This is a genomic window from Pedobacter sp. BMA, assembly GCF_001027745.1.
Taxonomy (GTDB): domain Bacteria; phylum Bacteroidota; class Bacteroidia; order Sphingobacteriales; family Sphingobacteriaceae; genus Pedobacter.
This window is the reverse complement of the sequence record NZ_LECU01000003.1, coordinates 412590-431017: the sequence shown is the minus strand read 5'-3', so window position 1 is coordinate 431017 and position 18428 is coordinate 412590. Positions and strand designations below refer to the sequence as shown.

General features: G+C 42.0%; 16 protein-coding genes. 1 reads left to right on the top strand and 15 read right to left on the bottom strand.

Annotated elements, in window-relative coordinates; genetic code table 11:
• Window positions 1–364 precede the first annotated feature (364 nt).
• From AB669_RS06205 to AB669_RS06165, 9 genes are all read right to left on the bottom strand, one after another.
• On the bottom strand, window positions 365–1318 hold the full coding sequence (locus AB669_RS06205; protein WP_053058290.1) for an SMP-30/gluconolactonase/LRE family protein: 954 nt from the start codon (window positions 1316–1318) through the stop codon (window positions 365–367).
• A gap of 31 nt (window positions 1319–1349) precedes the next feature.
• Complete coding sequence (locus AB669_RS06200; RefSeq protein ID WP_082120604.1) at window positions 1350–3320, bottom strand: pyrroloquinoline quinone-dependent dehydrogenase; 1971 nt, start codon at window positions 3318–3320, stop codon at window positions 1350–1352.
• Window positions 3321–3388: 68 nt separating this feature from the next.
• Window positions 3389–4468 (bottom strand): FAD-dependent monooxygenase, encoded by a 1080-nt coding sequence (locus AB669_RS06195; protein ID WP_047798409.1) that lies wholly within the window; start codon window positions 4466–4468, stop codon window positions 3389–3391.
• Between the two features lie 151 nt (window positions 4469–4619).
• Window positions 4620–5609, bottom strand: coding sequence for an aldo/keto reductase (locus AB669_RS06190; protein WP_047798408.1), 990 nt, complete (start codon window positions 5607–5609; stop codon window positions 4620–4622).
• Window positions 5610–5839: 230 nt separating this feature from the next.
• Window positions 5840–6712 (bottom strand): aldo/keto reductase, encoded by an 873-nt coding sequence (locus AB669_RS06185; protein ID WP_047798407.1) that lies wholly within the window; start codon window positions 6710–6712, stop codon window positions 5840–5842.
• A 53-nt stretch (window positions 6713–6765) separates the two neighbouring features.
• Entirely contained in the window at window positions 6766–7284 is a 519-nt protein-coding gene (locus AB669_RS06180; protein WP_047798406.1) for a cupin domain-containing protein, read from the bottom strand.
• A gap of 62 nt (window positions 7285–7346) precedes the next feature.
• Window positions 7347–8198, bottom strand: coding sequence for an aldo/keto reductase (locus AB669_RS06175; RefSeq protein WP_047798405.1), 852 nt, complete (start codon window positions 8196–8198; stop codon window positions 7347–7349).
• Between the two features lie 12 nt (window positions 8199–8210).
• The gene (locus AB669_RS06170; RefSeq protein WP_047798404.1) at window positions 8211–8960 is read right to left on the bottom strand and encodes a carboxymuconolactone decarboxylase family protein; all 750 of its coding nucleotides are present in this window, start codon (window positions 8958–8960) and stop codon (window positions 8211–8213) included.
• Window positions 8935–10206, bottom strand: a complete 1272-nt coding sequence (locus AB669_RS06165; RefSeq protein WP_053058289.1) for an alpha/beta fold hydrolase — start codon at window positions 10204–10206, stop codon at window positions 8935–8937. Before AB669_RS06165 ends, AB669_RS06170 begins: the two co-directional genes overlap by 26 nt.
• 191 nt (window positions 10207–10397) lie before the next feature.
• Here AB669_RS06165 and AB669_RS06160 point away from each other — a divergent pair, with 191 nt between their 5' ends.
• Window positions 10398–11282: an AraC family transcriptional regulator gene (locus AB669_RS06160; RefSeq protein ID WP_082120608.1), complete on the top strand. Its 885-nt coding sequence runs from the start codon at window positions 10398–10400 to the stop codon at window positions 11280–11282.
• A 307-nt stretch (window positions 11283–11589) separates the two neighbouring features.
• Here AB669_RS06160 and moaA read toward each other — a convergent pair whose 3' ends face one another.
• The 6 genes from moaA to paoC form a co-directional block, all read right to left on the bottom strand.
• Entirely contained in the window at window positions 11590–12579 is a 990-nt protein-coding gene (moaA, locus tag AB669_RS06155) for a GTP 3',8-cyclase MoaA (RefSeq protein ID WP_047798403.1), read from the bottom strand.
• A gap of 6 nt (window positions 12580–12585) precedes the next feature.
• On the bottom strand, window positions 12586–12792 hold the full coding sequence (locus AB669_RS21770; protein WP_231582634.1) for an aldo/keto reductase: 207 nt from the start codon (window positions 12790–12792) through the stop codon (window positions 12586–12588).
• Between the two features lie 131 nt (window positions 12793–12923).
• On the bottom strand, window positions 12924–13670 hold the full coding sequence (locus AB669_RS06150; protein ID WP_047798402.1) for an SDR family oxidoreductase: 747 nt from the start codon (window positions 13668–13670) through the stop codon (window positions 12924–12926).
• Between the two features lie 17 nt (window positions 13671–13687).
• The gene (locus AB669_RS06145) at window positions 13688–14437 is read right to left on the bottom strand and encodes an SDR family NAD(P)-dependent oxidoreductase (RefSeq protein WP_047798401.1); all 750 of its coding nucleotides are present in this window, start codon (window positions 14435–14437) and stop codon (window positions 13688–13690) included.
• Between the two features lie 30 nt (window positions 14438–14467).
• Window positions 14468–15649, bottom strand: coding sequence for an NAD(P)-dependent alcohol dehydrogenase (locus AB669_RS06140; protein ID WP_047798400.1), 1182 nt, complete (start codon window positions 15647–15649; stop codon window positions 14468–14470).
• 567 nt (window positions 15650–16216) lie between these two features.
• Window positions 16217–18427: an aldehyde oxidoreductase molybdenum-binding subunit PaoC gene (gene paoC, locus AB669_RS06135; RefSeq protein ID WP_047798399.1), complete on the bottom strand. Its 2211-nt coding sequence runs from the start codon at window positions 18425–18427 to the stop codon at window positions 16217–16219.
• Window position 18428 lies beyond the last annotated feature (1 nt).

Below are 18428 nucleotides of genomic sequence, written 5' to 3'. Positions count from 1 at the left end.
TTATCAAAAACTGAATTTTATGTTTGATTAATGGAATGAGTTTATGAGAAGTTAGTAAGTAAGCGGAAATTAGGAAGATAAAAAATAAACCCTTTTATAACAGATAGTATTTCCAAGCCCTAAATCGCTGATTGCCTATCAAATAACGAGGGAATAATGATAAGTTAAGTACACAAGCAATAAATTGCCTCACATACGACCATTTCTCTTTTTGCCGTAAAGCTGAAAAATAAAACTAACTAACTAACTAACGAGAACCATCTATACAAACTAGGGATTAATTATTCTTGCTTCGATGTATTTAAGTGTAATCCGTATAATTATAATTGATATTCATCTGCCCAATTGACTTAATCGCATTTAGTTATTCAATTCCTTTGACATTCATTGGCAATATATATACTTCCTTCATTGCTGTAATTAATAACACATCGTGGTTAGACCCACCAAAACATAGATTCGTGATAGTTTCTGAGGGAGTTCGAATGACTGCAATTTGAACTCCTTTTGGGTTTACAACCGTAATCATTTTACCTGTTAGGTAAAGATTGCCTCTTTCATCTAAAGTAATGCCGTCTGCGCCCTTATTGAAAAACACGACCTTGTCTTTAAGCGTTCCGTCAGCATTTATACTGTACCTATATGTTTTGTCAGCTTTAATGTCTGCAATATAAAGCATATGTCCATCTGCAGTCCCTACAATGCCGTTTGGTTTAATTAATTCTCCCTCTATCGTAACTACTTTGCTGGTTTGTCCTTTCTTTAACAATAGTACCCGCTGACTGGCGGTGTCAGATCGGATAATTGAGGTAGATCCATCTGAAGGAGGATAATATGGATCCGTAAAATAAATGTCGCCCTTTTTATTTATCCATAGATCGTTTGGGCCGTTTAAAGGTTCGAAATCGTTTTTGCCCAGCAGTGTAGTTATTTTTCCCTTTTTATCTAGCATGAGTAGTTGATGGCTCGAACTTGAGCAAGCTGCCAGGTTGCCGTTAGGATCCATGTACATTCCACTTAAATTACCTGAATTCAATTTAAAGACACTCAGCTGCCCTTGCGGTGAATACTTATAAGTTTTATCATCATTAATATCATTAAAATAAAGTGTGCCATCACTGCCGACAGCAGCACCTTCGGTAACAAGAAACTGATTGGAAAGCAGTTTTGGTGTTACATTTCCCTTTATAAAGAGTGTTGAGTCAATTGGCTCGGCATGTTTAGCGCTATCTGTCTGTTGCGCGGCCTGAACAGGCTTGCTTTTTAAAAAACTACAAGACAGGCTAAGGCAATAAATAAGGATAGTGTATCTTTTCATAAAATATGTTTTTAGTTGTTATCTATAATTACTATAAGCTAAGTACGATTAACTCTGGTGTCAGATTTGCCCCGCCGGTTGTGATAGCAATATATTGTTTACCATTCAACTCATAGGTCATTGGAGCAGCGGTGACATTCCTTGGCAATGGGATCTCACCTATAAAGTGTCCATCAGATTTGTCGTATGCTTCTAATTTTGGATTCTTTATTTGAAAAGTGGCAGGTTGATCGTCTGATTCTCTTTGGGTAGTGCCTTCCTGCCCGGCAATCAGCAATGTTTCGGTTAACAGAATATGAGTTCGTGCTGCCCTGCCCAATTTGGGTAATCCAAGGCCTTTTAGCCTAGCATTATCTTTTCCGATATCTCCGATTGGTGTCATCCATTTGTGAAGGCCAGTTTGCATATCAATCGCTGTAACACGTCCGTAAGGTGGTTTCCATATTGGCACTTCATCAATGCTTTCTACAGGCATATTTTTCCCAATCAAGCTGTACCCTTTGACCTCCGATTTTACCAGTTCCACCACGTAAGGAAAAGTGTTTGATGGAATGTATAAGGTTTGCGTCCTGGGATCAAAAGCCGCCCCAGACCAACTTGCCCCGCCTGCAATACCAGGCATTTTTATGGTTGGCTTATCTAACGCCGGAGGTGTATACAAAACCCCTGAATGGTATTTAGAAAACACTTTCATTGCCTGTTCCCGTAATTTGGGCGTAAAATCTACAAGATCATCTGCGGTCATCCCCTGGCGGTCAAACGGTGCTGGCTTTGTTGGAAAAGGCTGTGTTGGTGAAGACTCCTCCCCCGGAACATTGGATTGTGGGACAGGCTTTTCTACGATGGGCCAGACTGGTTTTCCACTAGTCCGATCAAATACGTAGGTAAACCCTTGTTTTGTAACCTGTGCAACCGCCTTAATCAGTTTATTGCCCACATTAATATCCATCAGATTCGGCGCAGCAGGCAGATCATAGTCCCAAAGTCCATGGTGGACCATTTGATAGTGCCAGACCCGCTTACCGGTCGAAGCATCAAGACATACCAGGCTTTCACCAAAAAGATTGTCTCCAGGTCGTTTGCCACCATAGCTATCGTCTGATGGTGTGCTGAATGGTAAATAGACATAGCCTAGATCGTCATCAGCACTCATTAGAGTCCAGACATTGGTACTTCCCATTTGTTTCCAGGAACCATCTTTCCAGGTTTCGTTTCCTGCTTCCCCTTCCTGGGGAATAGCATGGAATATCCATTTCTGTTTCCCTGTACGCACGTCGAATCCCCTGACGTCTCCCGGTGGCATGGGTAATTCTGAAGGCACATCATCAACCTTAGAGCCAACCACAATTACATCCTTGCAGATGACTACAGGTGAAGATACTCCGTATAGTTCTCGTTTCACTGGCCTGCCTAGTCCCTGTGTGAGGTCAATTCTGCCCTCTAACCCGAACTTATTTACCGGCTTTCCTGTTTTAGCGTCCAAAGAAATTAAAAATCCGTCCGCAGTACCAATGACAATCCGTTTATCTTTGCCATCTGCCCAGTAGGTTATTCCTCTGTGAACAAATCCATTATTGGAGGGAAGGCCATTTAACCAGGTCAGGGGATCATACACCCAAAGGGTATGACCATTACTGGCATCAATTGCAGCAACCTGAGACATGGACGTGCTGATATAAAGAACGCCATCCGCCATAACAGGAGTAGACTCCCATACCCAGGTTTTAAGCTTGGGATGCTTAAGGGTAATTTCTGCATCGGGAGATATCCAGCTCCACGCGACTTTAAGCTTGTCAAAGTTGTTTGCATTGATCTGATTGAGCTCAGAATACTTCATTCCGGCCTTATCGTTTCCCTGTCCTGCTCCATTGATTAATTTAGATTGCTGTGCATCACATAGGGTTGTAATCAAGAGCAATAAGGCCAGTATTATTGGTGATGTCCCGGCTGGGATGAAGTTAAAAGCTGTTCTTTCCAATGCTTTAACTGTTGATATTTTCATAACTACAAGAGTTTAGTTTTAGAGTTATCTGATTCAGTCATTCAATGTTTCTGAAGGGATTGCGATTACTACCGGCCAAAGGAGCTACTGAATGATTGTCCGGACTCAACCATTTTGCGAACATGCTTTAACCTGCTTGATTCATAGTTAAGCAATGCCTGAATTATATCGGTTTCCTTATTAATGGATTCTGCAAGCATAGCTGCATCCTGTAATGAGGCGTTAAAGCCCATTGCTGTTATAGGTGTTACCGTATGAGCTGCATCACCTGCTAAGGCAATACGCCCCTTTACCAACTGGTCAGGAATATATTCAGAGATTGGTAGGCCGGTAAGCTTGCGAGATCGGATACTGTACTGAGTAGCAGCAAGCCATGGCTGAGGCCAGCGCACGGCAGCCTGGTTGGTTAACTCTTTTAATGTTTTCGCCGGAATGTCTGCACCATTAAGGGAATGCTGTACAAGGTTTCCATTGATGCAACCCAGCTCCCGAAAAAGTTTATTCCGGGTATTGTCATACCAGGCCCATCCTAATCTTCGCTGCCCGGGTTCTCGTGATCCTGTTTCTCCATCAATGACCGACCCAAGCAAAAAATCACCAATGCCGTTTGGCATGCTTACACCAGCATTAGCCGAAGGCCGATACTTTTCCGGGATATCCTGTTCGTTCAAAAGTGCAACCCAGATCACATACCCTGCAAAGGTCGCGTTAGGTTTGTCCGGTGATACAGCCATGCGCACAGTACTTCGATACCCATCGGCACCAATTACCAGGTCTCCTGCAAACCGTTCACCTTTATTTGTTAACACCCAGGCGCTTGTATCATCCTGCGCGATGCTTTGAACGCGTATATTAAAGTGTAATTCGATGTTTGTGTCTGCACTTATTTGTGCTTGTAACCGACTCCAAATTGAATTCCATGCCTCTGGAGACCTTAAGCCACCAGATGCCAGCTTTCTCAATAGTTTTGCCGTATCTGAGAAGTCCGCCTCCCCACTGTTTACCTGCAATACAGCACCAGTACGCGCGTTAGGTCCCGATCGCTCAAGAACTGTGACCTTTATTCCTGTCCGGGCTAGTGCTATAGCTGTCATCAGGCCACATAGTGAGGCACCAACTATTACTGCTGATTGATTGCTAGTATTCATTATTTATCTTAATTTTCATTCTTTTAGCTATTCACTGTAGGTCGAATAAATTTAATCTCAAAGAAAATTTATCATTCAATAAGCGTATAGTATTTAAGCAGAGCCCTCTCGAAATTTGGAAGGCTTCTGCTTAAATAGAAAACCCTGACCTTTAAGTATTGGCAACCTCCAAGGATTTCAGTTTAGCAACATCTTCATCTGTACGGTTGCCATGTATTTGAATCCCGGATAGTGCAAACTCAAATGCAATGAACTCTTCATCACTAAAGTCAATGTCGGCAGCTCCAAAATTTTCCTGCATCCTTTCAAGGGTACGACCTCCAGGGATAGGTACGATAAAGTCTTTCTTCTTTAACATCCAGGCCAGCGAAATTTGTGCAGGCGTAACTTGTTTTTGCTGAGCTATATTATTAAGCAAATCCAATAGCGGCTGGTTGGCAGCAACATTTTCTTCATCAAAGCGGGTAATTACTCTACGTACATCGTCACCTGAATAGCTATTGCCGGTTTGCCCTTTACCAGAAAGGAATCCGCTAGCTAGCGGTGAAAAGGGAACAAAGCCAATGCCCAGCTCCTGGCAAGCCGGAATTACATCCGTTTCAAACATCCGTTCCATTAGAGAGTATTCGCTCTGAACTGCGCTTAATGGAGTCACTGCGTGTGCTCGTCTTATTTCTTGTTCTGTTGACTGTGATTGGCCCCAGCCAAGTATTTTGCCTTCTTTAATCAATTCTCCCATGCACCAGGCTACATCTTCAACAGGTATACCCTTAATTACCCGGTGCTGATAGTATAATTCAATCCGGTCAGTACGCAATCGTTTTAAGGATGCCTCTAAATGGCTTCTGATTTCCTTTAACAGTGAATTTGGAGTATAACTGTCATTTTTAGGGATATTGAACTTGCTAGCAAGAACAATATTGTCTCTGAATCCTTGCAGCCCTTCGCCAACAACTTCTTCGTTATGACCTTTTCCATAAACTTCAGCAGTGTCAAAGAAGGTACAACCCAGGTCATAAGCCTGATGGATTATCCGTAATGCATCGCTTTTTTCAGTAGTATTGCCATAACCATGACTAAGGCCCATACAGCCGTAACCAACAGCTGATACTTCCAATTTCCCTATTTTTCTAGTTTTCATATATAGTAATTTTATAAGTTTTTGAAATCTATATTACATTAAGTACGCTAATACTTAAGATTGTATTCACATCAAGTTATTGTAAAAACCTCCTTTTAATAAAATAGCCTGCCCCACAGAGCCGCCGGTTTTGAATCGACCCTACGATGCATTATAATTCAATTAGTATTGTTGTAGTGTTTGCTCGGACAGGCAGGCCTTTAATTCACACGTCCGGTAAGGCATTTTAATCAGTCATGTATCTTATTTTCGCCTAACCATTTTACTGTAGCAGGATCACGATGATCTATAAAGGCGCTCACTTTTTGGTCAAGTGTACCAATCACTGCCATATCCTCACTGCTCAATTCAAAATCAAAGACATCGAAGTTTTCGATAATGCGTTCCTTTTTTACCGACTTTGGAATAACAACTACATCTCTTTGTATCATCCAGCGTAAGACTACCTGCGCAGTACTTTTGCCATACTTGTCTCCGGTAGCTTTCAGCAATTCATTTGCAAAAAGGTTATTTTTACCTTCCGCAAAAGGTCCCCAAGATTCAATTTGGACCTTGTTTTCTTTGAGGAACTTTTGGGTTTCTACTTGTTGGTGGAAAGGGTGTGTTTCAATTTGATTAACCACAGGCACTACTTTATTATGTACGATTAAATCCATAAGGCGGTCAGGTTGAAAATTGCTTACCCCGATAGCCCGGATCTTCTTTTCCTCGTACAATTCTTCCATTGCCCGCCAGGAACCATAGACATCGCCAAAAGGTTGGTGGATCAGGTATAGGTCCAGATAGTCCAAACCAAGTTTTTTCAGCGACATATCGAAAGCTTTTTTTGCATTTTCATATCCTGCATCCTGAATCCAAAGCTTTGTTGTAATAAACAGTTCTTCTCTCGGTACACCACTTCTTTTGATAGCCTTACCCACGGCTTCCTCATTCAAATAAGCAGCAGCAGTATCAATTAAGCGATATCCTGCCTGTAACGCATCAAATACGCTTCTTTCGCATTCTTCTGCATCAGGTATTTGAAAAACTCCAAAGCCTAAAATAGGCATCTCAACTCCATTGTTCAATACGACACTTCTGGGCTTGTTATTAGTTGTTTCCATTTTAATCTTATTTAAAGGTTTATATATTTTAAAGCTATTTTACCACTTGAACACTACTTCCTGGTTGCTTCTACGTATTCCTTGTCAGGAACTGGCTCAAGCCATGTGTTTTCATTGGTCTGTGGATTGCCAGTTATGGCAAGATGTGAAAACCAACTATCTGGTGCTGCGCCATGCCAATGCTCAACGTTTTTCCCAACTTCAATTACGTCTCCAGGCTGCATACGTACTGCTTTCTTTCCACGCTCTTGATAGTAGCCTACTCCACCAACGGCTACGAGAACTTGCCCTCCGGTATGGCTGTGCCAGTTGTTACGGCAACCGGGTTCGAAAGTGATGTTGTTGATCGGGACGTTCAGGTACTTATTAAAGGTTAATGGCGCATTCCACGATTTTCCTGTAAAGTACTGTGCATACGCTGCATTCTCCTCTCCTAAAGGAAAATCGCTGATTTTTGATGGTGCTGTAGCTTTCATGTTTCTTTTGTTTGGTTTATCTTGTTCTTTTTGCTGTGCTGATAGCTGTCCTGATATTGCAAGAAGAACAACTGCTATGATTGCTGATTTTTTCATTTATTTGTATTCAAATGTTTATTGTGCACTTGTTGTGTTAGAAGGAAAATCCAGGTCAGGCGTTAAACAGGATCTCCAATTCTATATTCCCCAAACCATTTTACCGTAGCAGGATCACGGAAATCAAACATAGCGCCGTTGCTATCATCCAGTGTTTTAATGGCCTCCATATCTTCAGTACTTAAGTTGAAATCGAAAACGTTTAAGTTCTCTTCCATCCGCTCTTTTTTCACTGTTTTTGGAATCACAATCACCCCGCGCTGAGTCAGACAGCGAAGAATAACTTGTGCGACGGTCTTATTATATTTTTTTCCAATGGAAGCAAGAACTTCATTATTAAAAACATCCTTTTGACCTTCTGCTAGTGGTCCCCAGGATTCAATCTGTACATTGTTCTCCTTCATAAACCTTTGCGCCTCTTCCTGTTGGTAAAAAGGATGTGTTTCCACTTGATTTACGGCAGGAACGATTTCATTGTGGACAATCAGATCCATCAGCCTGTCATTGTAAAAATTGGAAACACCTATCGCTCTGATTTTACCGGCTTTATACAATTCTTCCATTGCCCGCCAGGTACCATGTACATCGCCAAACTGGGAATGCATAAGGTATAAATCAAGATAATCCAGCTGTAGTCTTTTTAATGCCTGCTCAAATGCTTTGAGCGTACTTTCGTAGCCATAGTTCTGTATCCAGATCTTTGTGGTTATAAATAATTCTTCCCTCGGGACTCCACTGCGTTTTATTGCATTACCGACTGCTTCTTCATTCATGTATGATTCAGCGGTATCAATCAGTCTATAGCCTATATTGATTGCATCTAATACAGCTCTTTCACATTCGGCATGAATTTGAAAAACGCCGAATCCTAAAATCGGCATTTCAACGCCGTTATTTAATGTTACTGTTTTCATATGTCAGGTGTTTTATTTCTTTTCCGGAATTATTTCATTGATGCAGGTGACTGCATTGAGTGTCCTTGGATAACCGATATAGGGTAATAACTGCGTAGTCACTGCAAGCAGGGTCTGTTTATCATTGCCTACATTTACATTTCCCTGAACGTGACCTTTAACCTGGGACTCAGCGCCGCCCAAAGAGATAAGGATTGAAAAAGTGAGCAGCTCCCTTGTTTTTACGTCAAATACCGGTCGCGTTTGATAATCGCCAAAACAGTTGGCCGATAGGTATTTTTGAAAATGCAGCTGGTCGGCCTGAGATGTTTGATACAGTTTATCGATCTGGCTGCCAAAAATGGATTTTTGAAAGGAAAGTCCTTTTTCTAAACGCGTATTTTCGTTGACTACCGCTTGCGTTTCCAGCGGAAGCTTTACGCCATTTTCTTTTAAGAAATCATTGGCTACCTCAATAAGTTCAGCAACTTTTGGCATGCCGACATAGGGAACCGCATGATATAGCACTTCCTTTATTTCTACAGGGGTTATGCCGTTTGCGAATGCTGCGTAGAGCGTTTTACGATATTCTCCTGGTGTATGCTGTGCAATGGTGGATGCCATGGTAACAATAATCCGTGTTTTGACATTCAGATTTCCATATTGCTGAGTTTCCCCGAATGCAAAATTCTTAAAAATTGATGAAAGTTCAGGATCAGTTGTATCTAGTGTAGAGGAATACTCAGGATACCACTTTTTATAGTTTTTTTCCGCTGTTTTCATATTCTTGTCCTGTGCGTGTAGTGTGCTGCTGGTTATTACCGCCAGCAGCACTAATGTTGAAATGATTACTTTCATCATTTGTTATTTTAGAGAATGGAATTGTGTATTCTTTTAACTCTCTTAAAACAGGTCCTTGGTGTGGAGTTTTTCGCTGGTCAAGTCCTTTTTCTTTGAGAAATTTTTCAAGCAAATCGGCTATTTGAACATTATTTAAATCCGCAAAAGGTGCATGTGTGTTGCCGTAGATACCCAATTCATTTAGCAGGATCAATTTTGCATCCCCGCCGTGACGATTAACTGCATCAACGAATTGTTTTGCGCGTTTACTGGCTACCCGCCAAACTTCACTATTAAAAACATCGGTCAGTTCTGTGGAGATATTATCACCGTAAATGATGAGAATTGGCATTTTTGTTAACTTCTTGAATTCATCAATAGGGACCAATTGCGGAGCCAGCGCTTCATTAACGAAATCTAGGGATGTAGAAATTGTATCAGGAACTTCACTGTCCGGAAAAACAACCCGTCCTGGTTCGTAGGCTACGATTGCCTTTAGCTTCTCTGGCGCTTCTAATGCGGTAGCCCAGCCATATTGTCCACTGTTTGAGTGGGTGATAAGAATTGATGGCCCCGTCTCGTCTAATAGCTTAGACATTGTTTTGCCCATGAATGCCCTTTGCTCATCTGTACGTGGCTCCTCGCCGGTATCTGGCGCTTGCTGGCGGAAAAACTGGTCTACAGCATACGGTGATTGAGGAAATTGGGACTTTTTGAAAAAATAAGGATTTACGGGTTGTTTCCAGATTCCGTTTCTAAAAGCATCCCAAACTGCACTTTCCTTTAAAATGGTCGGTATAGCATTTGTAGTGTTGATCTTGGACATGGTATAACCTGCACGGCCACGACGCGGTTGGTCAATGATGTAAACAGACCAATCCCTGCGTGGTAAAATGGACATATATCCTTCTCTTCCATCAGGTGTAGATTCGTAAGTTCTTCCAGATTGTCCAATGCCGTGCCACATCACAATTGGATAGGTTCGTGACTTTTGTGGGATGTAATACTGCGCGTATCCATGATCCCCGTGGAATGTTTCTCCACTTTTCATTGTCGTTACCGTGCCTCCGAAGAATAAGCTGCCCATCGTTCTTAAAACGATTGGATCTTCATTTTTCTGTGCATAGGAAGATACGCTTGATGTTGCAAGTATAACTACCAGTATTATCTCTTTTAATCTTGATTTCATCTATTTTATCTTTGTTTTTTATTAAGACAAAAGTACATGGTGCCTTTTGTTATTCTGTTTCACACAGGGCGGGACTATTTTCACTTTTTTCCGTTTTTAAGTAATTATTAAAATCATCATAATAATGAAAGACCTGTAAGCCTGTTATTTAAATATTTTAACTTTCTTTGTTTTGTATGCGAGAAGAAAAAATGAAAAATACGTTCTACCCTACACCTATAGGAAATGTGCATCCAGGCTACTATGGTTTTGAGCCGTCAGACCTCGTTTTTTCTGACTCTCTTGAAGAAGTAGACTCTGACAGGTTTAGTCTGTATGCCATACATGTCCTTTGTAAAAAAGGGCATTGCAATTTTCAGATGTCAGGAAGTTCTTTTAGAATAAAAGAGGGTGATTTTGTGATTTGGACGCATGGAAAACTTGTCTCTGAAATTTCTATTTCTGATGACTTTGATGTCACCGTTCTTTACGTTTCCTATCAGTTTGTTCGCAAAAATTCTCCATATAACGACTATGACATTATCGGTAACCTCGCGCTGCTTCAAAATCCTGTTCTTACACTCACAGCTGAAGAAAGGGCAATATGTGACAATGACCTGAAGCAGATTGCATATCGACTACCCGAGATCACGCATACGTTTTATCATGAATTAATGGGTTGTTTAGTTGTTGCATTTTTCCTTGACCTTTATAATATCCACAAACGAATAAATAGTAAAAGTTCCGTCTCTGATCAGAATGCCTTCCTTTTAAGACGTTTTGTGGAACTCTTAGAAACAGGCGAGTATCGGAAAAATAGAGAGGTAGCTTATTATGCCTCTAAATTGTTTGTTACGCCAAAATACCTTTCGGAAGTCTGTAAAAAGGTTAGTGGCCGCACGGCTACCTTTTGGATAGACCGGTTTACCATCAGCGAAATAACAACGCTATTGCGAAATAAACAATTAACGCTGACCGATATCTCGGAGGAAATGAATTTTTCGTCCATTTCCTATTTTAGCCGCTATGTGTTACGAACCATAGGTGTATCTCCAACGGAATACCGGCAAAGTGCAGATAAACGTAATATGACTTAAAGCATTCGATTTAGACAATTTAGCCTTACCATATCAAATACTCATTTCATTTTATATCATTAAACGGTCTATTCTTAGACGATCCCAAATAACAAGAAATTATGAGAGATGTCAAGCTTATTTTAATGAGATGGTAATATAGTAGAAGAGTCTCTACTTCTAGCCGATCTTCATGGCTACTTTCTGGCAGGTATTAAATCATCAATAAGTTCCGGCTGCATAAACTCATCGGCCTAATGGCTCCTGAATCAGTATCTAGTGATGAATAAGCAGCACTTAGAAAGGGTGCTTTCAGGGAGATTTATAGTTAGCCGCCTAAGGCAGACATAGACGTATGAACTGATCCTCCGCTCAATTCCGCTTCAAAACCATCACGCGCGCGTTTCGAAACCGCTTCAATAATCTGCTGTTCTATCATCGGCACTGGAACCTTTTCACGCAAGAAATCACGAAGATTCAGTACTGGTGCACCATAAAGACAGGTACGCAGCTCTCCTGTCGCTGACAGGCGAACACGGTTACAAGTACCGCAGAATGTCCGGCTGAACGAGGGGATAATTCCAAAAGTGCCATTGTAGCCATTGATTCTGTAATTGATAGAAGTTGAACTAGTCGCATTATACAGAGGAATAATATTATTGTAGTGCTCACAGATATAATTGTTTATCTCTTTATGCCCCCACAAAAATTCGTTAGCTGACTGACTGTTTCCATTGAACGGCATTTCTTCAAGGAAACGGACTGAAAGATCATAATGTCTGGTCAGTTCGACAAAAGGAATAATGTCCTGAATATTTTTATTGTTTGCTACAACACAGTTGAGCTTTACCTCAAAGCCCCAATCCAGCAGTTTAATAATGCTGCCGAACACGTTATCAAAACTGTCCCTTCGGGTAATTTGAGCAAAACGCTCACGGTCCAGGGAATCCAGGCTGATATTTATTTTACGAATTCCAAGTTGTAACAGCTCCTTACGGTAATTGTCAGACAAAGTGCCGTTGCTGGTTACTGTAATCTCATTTAAACTTTCGGTAAAACTCAGCTGGCGCAAAAAAGGCATAATCCCCTGCCGTAAAAAAGGCTCACCGCCAGTAATTCGGATTTTAGAGATTCCTAAACGGCAAAACAAAGAAGTCAACTGCAGCATCTCTTCGAAGCTCATCAGTTCTTTTCGCTGAACATAAGTAACGCCTTCTTCAGGCATACAGTAATAACACCTGAAATTACAACGGTCTGTGACCGAAAGACGCAGGTAGTCGAGTGTTCTGCCGTGTTGATCAATTAATTTTGATGTCATATCTATTTAGCTATAACGATAGCTTGTAAGTTGTACTCCCAGTAATCCTTCGTTAGTAAACGGACCGTATACTTCTGCTGTATCAAAAAAGTTAATGCCTTTTTCAACTGCTGCACGAATCAGTTCGATCATATCTGCTTTGTCAGCTGCAGGGCCATAATCAAAGCTCATACCCATACAATCCAGTCCAACGCTGATACTTCCAATCCGCAATTGCCAAATCTTCGCTTTTCCATAATTGATTATCTTTGATATTTATTATAAGGTTATATCAATTACGACTGGCAGCTATTTTAGCTTAGCTGCCAGATCTCAATACGTTCAAACCGGCTTCCTTATCATGTCTAAAGTTCCTGCGCTGTTGGACGGAAGATGACTTCATTAATATCTACATCCTCGGGTTGGCTGATTGCAAAAGCAACCACACGTGCAAAACTATCCGGACTGATTCCCACTTCTCCCACATAATCTTTGTTAGCCTGCTGAATATCAGCCTCGGTGATATGTTCCAATAACTCTGTTTTAACAGCGCCGGGGCAAACAATTGTGGTTCGAATATTATAAGGCTTTACCTCCATACGTAAGCCTTCTGAAAGTGCCCTTACAGCAAATTTAGTAGCCGAATAAACTGCTGATCCGTTAAATATTTTATGACCGGCTACAGAAGAGGTGTTGATGATCTGACCTGATTTTTGCGCTTTCATGTAAGGAAGAACAGCGGCAATACCATTGAGTACTCCTTTGATATTCACATCTATCATTGCATCCCACTCCTCAAAATTTAGGCGGTCTATCGGCGATAGCGGCATGACACCTGCATTATTAAGAATTACGTCCACACGTCCAAATTGTTCCACAGCGGCATCTACCAGCCCCTTTACCTGTTCCCGGACCGTTACATCCACAGCATAGGCAAGTGCATTTCCGCCCATTTCCTGTATATCTTCGGCGAGCTTTTTAATTTTGTCAGTTCTTCTTGCGCCCAGTACAACTGTTGCTCCAAGTGCTGACAGGTATTTAGCAGCTGCTTCGCCCATTCCACTACTTGCTCCGGTAATGACTACTACTTTACCTTTGATATTATTTTCCATGATTGATTTTGTTTATGTTATATAATGCTCAAGCCACCATCCACAGAGATTGGCTGACCAATAATAAAGCTTGCTGCCGGGCTTAAGAGCCACAATACGACTTCAGCTACTTCGCTAGGTTTGCCCAGTCTTTTAATCGGAGCTCCCTGTTCATTGGCCTGCTTATCCAAATCACCCAATTCGAACATTTCTGCGACCATTGGCGTTTCTATCGTCCCGGGGCAAACTGCATTGATGCGAATACCTAAAGGTGCATATTCTACAGCTGCTGATTTAGTAAGGCCTAGTACACCATGCTTTGTGGCGTGATAAGCTGCTCTGCCTGGGCCGGCTTTTAGCCCGCCGATAGATGAGTTGTTGACAATTACCCCACCTCCCTGTTTTTGCATCTGCTGCAGTTCATATTTCAAACAAAGAAATACGCCTTTTAAGTTAATATTCATTACCCGATCATATTCTTCTTCGCTCAGGTCTGCCAGTTTTTTGGGGCGGGGCTGTATACCGGCATTATTGAATGCCGCATCTAACTTGCCGTAGGTATCTACCGAAAACTTAATTGCTGCCTCTACCTCACTGGCTGAAGAAACATCGCATTTTACCGCACTAGCCTCTCCACCGGCTGCTTTGATCTTATTTACCGTTTGCCGGGCAGCCTCCTCATTGACATCTGCTACTACCACTTTAGCGCCTCTTTCAGCCGCCAAAATCGCTACCGCTTCCCCCATACCGATAGCTCCTCCTGTTATAAATATTACCTGATCTTTCATTGCATTTAATATTAAATACTTGTTGTTGTATTATATTGTTGCCGCATCAATGACATAACGATATCGGGCCTGTTTTTTCACCACCTTTTCCCAGGCATCATTGATCTCACCGGCCTTAATAATCTGGATCTGTGGATAGATCTTATTTTCTGCACAATAATCCATTAGTTCCTGTGTCTCCGGAATTCCTCCGATCATTGATCCGTTGAAGTTTACTCGGTTAAAGATCATGTTGAAATTATTGATCGGCAGGGCACCATTGATAGGCTGGCCAACCTGTGTAAAATTGCCATATGGCTTTACGCAATCTATATATGGCGACATTTCATAGCTGTATGGAACAGTAGAGATCATATAATCAAGCTTGCCTTTCCAGGGTTTCAAATTGTCTGCTGACTCAACGACGATTACTTTTTTTGCACCAAACTTTTTAATGTCATCCGTTTTTGAAGCAGAAGTGGTGAAGGCATAGACTTCGGCTCCCTTTGAAACTGCAATTTTTATCGCCATGTGTCCAAGTCCACCAATACCAACCACACCAACTTTGTCCCCTTTCCTCATTTTATACTGCATCATCGGAGAATAGGTGGTAATCCCAGCACAAAGCAATGGCGCTGCATATTGAAGTTCGATGTTTTTAGGGATTTTTATAGCAAAATGCTCCGTAACCACGATGTTGTTGGAATAGCCCCCTTGGGTAATACCTGTTGGAGAGCTTTTTTCCGGCGTGCCGTAGGTGCCAACCATTCCCGTTGTTTCGCAGTGGTGTTCTTCTCCGTTTTTGCAGCTCTCACATTGCATACAACTATTTACCATACATCCGACACCTGCTTTATCGCCCACTTTAAACTTGGTAACATTTTTACCAACTGCGGTTACGATACCGGCAATCTCGTGCCCTGGAACCTGAGGGTATTTTTGCTCGCCCCAATGCCCTTTTATCGTATGGATATCGGAATGGCAGATCCCGGAATATTTTATGTCAATTAGCACATCGTTATCACCCACAGCTCTTCTTTCAAAGTTCCATGGAGCCATTTTCCCTGCCACATCTTTTCCTGCATATCCCCTTGATTTAATATTGCTGGCCATAATTTCTGGCTGATCGTTCTGTGAAAGCACCCGTAATGGATCTGCTAATATTAATCCTGCACCTACCAGTGTGGTCTGCTGAATAAACTTTCTTCTTGATGATTGATTATTGTCCTTCATTAAAATCACTTTTATTATTCTCTTCCATGTTATCTTTGCAGCTAAGCGCTACGCTTCTAATTGTTTTTTATCTGTTTCCATTTTTTCCTGGTTTTGATTGTTGCTACATGCTATTCCCAGTATGCAGCTGATGGATATCAACGTTATTTTTACAATGCTTTTCATAGTGATTTGATCTAATAATTTTAAAACTTCATGACCACGATTAGATTTCTTTTTCGAGCTCGAAACTCCTAAAAGGTAATAGCACAAATATCGATAGTCTGAGCTTTTGCCGTTTTATACAGAATACTGTATTATTTACCACTTTTACAGATTCACATTATAGATAGGCAAAGCAGGTTTTTTTAGGCCGCCTTTAACAGATCCAAGATTGTGGGCACGCGGCAGTATGCCTACATATTAAATGCAGAATATGACCGGACGGACACAGCTTCATCATACTTACAATGTCACAGGTGACTAATATGGCCAGGTTTTTCTGGATTTATAGGTTGTGATCGTTTATTTATAAATTTCTGTAAGGCCTTTGATGGTTACTGGAATCCCAGTAACCATAGGCATACTTTAGGCATCTATTTTAATCTTTCCTAATAGCTTATCTATAGTAATTGGATATTCCCGTACCCTTACCCCAGTTGCATTATAAACTGCGTTGGCAATGGCAGCTGCGACCCCAACAAGGCCAAGCTCACCAATTCCCTTAGCTTTCATAGGCGACATGGTAGGATCGACATCATCTAACATAATGACCTCCTGATAAGGAATGTCTGCATGGACCGGAACTTCGTAGCCTGCCAGATCGTGATTTACAAAGAAACCCCGGTTTTTGTCAACGACAAGATCTTCCATTAAAGCTGCACCTACACCCATAGTCATTGCGCCAATAACCTGGCTACGTGCCGATTTTGGATTTAAAATTCTACCAGCATGACAAACTGCAAGCATTCGCCTAACCCGTATCTCGCATGTATAGACATTTACACCAACCTCAACAAAGTGTGCACCAAAGGTGTCCTGTGCATATTGTTTAGAAAGCTCTCCATAAGTCATCTCATCTTCGGCAACTATTTCCTCTGTTTTTACAGCAGCACGGAGCACGAAACTACGGCTACCTGAATGTACTTTCCCATCAGAAAACTCTGTTTTCTCAGGGTCAAATCCTAAAGATCTGGCCACCGCTTCGCGAAGCTTTATGCAGGCGGCGTAAACACCGGATGTCGACGAAGCAGCTCCCCATTGTCCACCGGATCCTGAAGATTCCGGGAAGGAAGAGTCGCCAATCTTTACAATCACCTTTTCAATTCCTACACCCATCATTTCAGCTGCAGTCTGTCCGATTATAGTATAACTGCCTGTTCCAAGATCTGTCATATCAGTTTCTACAGTTACGATCCCATCTTTGTTAAGGCGAACACGGGCTGCAGATTTAGTAATTGGAGCGCCGCGAACTGCAGAAGCTACTCCCATCCCAATCAACCATTTTCCTTCTTTCATGGTACCTACTGAGTCCGGACGCCTGTTCCAATTAAATTTTTCTGCTCCCTCACTCAAGCATTTCGCCAGTAGTCGTGTCGAGAATCTACGTTTATTCTCGGCCGGGTCTACCTGAGTATCATTAAGGATCCTGAATGCTACAGGGTCCATCTTTAACTTTTCAGCCATCTCGTCCATTGCAATTTCAAGAGCCATCATCCCGCTAGCCTCTCCTGGTGCCCGCATTGCATTACCTTCCCCAAGGTCTAGAACTGCCTGGCGCAAATGAAGCATACGATTGGCGCCGGCATAAAGTGAACTGGTGGGCGCTGTTGCAGATTCACTCATACCCCCAGGAAGGTTTCCAGACCAGCTTTCATGTCCTATTGCAGTAATGGTACCGTCTTTTTTAGTTCCAATCCTAATTCGCTGTATTGTAGCCGGACGATGTGTCGTGTTATTAAAGATTAATGGCCTCTGAAGGGCTATTTTTACCGGACGTCCGGCTGCTCTTGCGCCAAGTGATGCAGCAACTATATCTGACAGCACTGTACCTTTACCACCAAAACCTCCTCCAATGAAACGGGAAATCAGTCTAACATTCTCTTTGGGTATGCCAAGAACATTTGCCAAATCCCGTACACCCCAGTTTAGCTGTTGTATCGAACACCAGCAGGTTAATTTATCCCCGTCCCACCTGGCGATAGTAGCATGAGGTTCCATCATGGCGTGGGATTGATCTGGGGTGGTATAAGTCTGGTCAAGTTTAACATCGGCTGTATCGAAGGCACCTTTAAAGTTACCTACTTCACTTTGAGGGGCCGGACCATACGCTCCACGCTTTGGGGTAATGGAAGAATCTTTAAGCGCTTTGAAATCAAAGGATCCTTTGAGCCTCGTATAATTTACTTTCAATAAGGCTGCAGCTGACCTGGCTTGTTCAAACGTCTCTGCAACAATTACTGCCACCGCCTGGTGGTAATGGTCAATTTCCGGACCTGCCAGAAGCCTGTCTACATAGAACATACCTTTTTGAAGTGGTCCTGCATTTTCATAAGTGACAATGGCGAGAACTCCAGGAGCTCTTTTGGCCGCGTACTGGTTAATGGAATCGATCCGCCCTTTTCCAATGGCTGCGCCCACAATGTATCCATATGCATGACCTTTGTTCGGCTCATTATATTCATAGGCATATTTTGCGGTTCCAGTAGTTTTTAAGGGTCCGTCAATCCGGTCTAGTGGCTTACCAATAACCTTCATCTGGTCAGTTGGATTTTTGCCTGCTGGTTTATCAAATTTCATA